Source organism: Streptomyces mutabilis (genome assembly GCF_014649815.1).
GTDB lineage: Bacteria > Actinomycetota > Actinomycetes > Streptomycetales > Streptomycetaceae > Streptomyces > Streptomyces mutabilis.
The window spans coordinates 1-714 of the sequence record NZ_BMTT01000147.1 but is presented as its reverse complement, the minus strand read 5'-3'; the positions used below and the strand labels follow the sequence as shown (position 1 = coordinate 714).

The window sequence follows — 714 nt, the reverse complement described above, 5'->3', positions numbered from 1 at the left end:
CAATACTATAGATATTTAGACGATTGTACTTATCACTCAGTCTTCCAAATATAATAATGGTCCCTGTAAGTAACAAAGTATATAACGTAATACTCCAAGAAATAAAAGAAGCATCAACATTAAAAGATTTAGATAAAATGGGTAACGCCACATTGATAATACCACTATCTAGAGTTGATAAGAACATACCTATTCCTGCTGTTAAAACAACTAAATGATCGAAATATTTAGAAGAATTCATCTATCATACCTCCGCATTTAACTAATTTAAGTTCAGTGGATAAGTGGGTGGATTGATTATTAAAAAATTAATAGTATGTATAGTTTTTCTACTTATAGTTACCATATATCAACAAAAAAGATACTCAAAATATGAGTACCTTTAAAATTTAAAAATAATTAATTCCCATAGCATCTCTGACTTCGTGAAGTGTTTGATATGCTATTAATCGAGCTTGATTACTTCCATCTTTTAATATTTCATATATATAGTCTAAATTACTTTGATATTGATTTCTTCTGTTTCTAATTGGCTCTAATTCTGCTTGTATGATTTCATTTAAGTATTTTTTAACTTTAACATCACCTAAGCCACCGGCTTTATAATGCTCTTTCATTTCTGCTAAGTACTTTTTATCTGTACAAAAAGCATCTAAGTAAGTGAATACTGTATTGTCTTCTATTCGACCAGGATCAGTAACTCGAATGTGACTA

The 714-nt window shown here is 28.7% G+C and carries 2 protein-coding genes; both read right to left on the bottom strand.

The annotated features are described in order from the left end of the window. The coding region (locus IE142_RS39805) for an MFS transporter (protein ID WP_191889437.1) at positions 1-241 on the bottom strand (241 nt) is incomplete at its 3' end. Positions 242-389: 148 nt separating this feature from the next. Continuing rightward, positions 390-714: hypothetical protein (locus IE142_RS39800; protein ID WP_502266911.1), on the bottom strand; the 325-nt coding region annotated here is incomplete at its 5' end.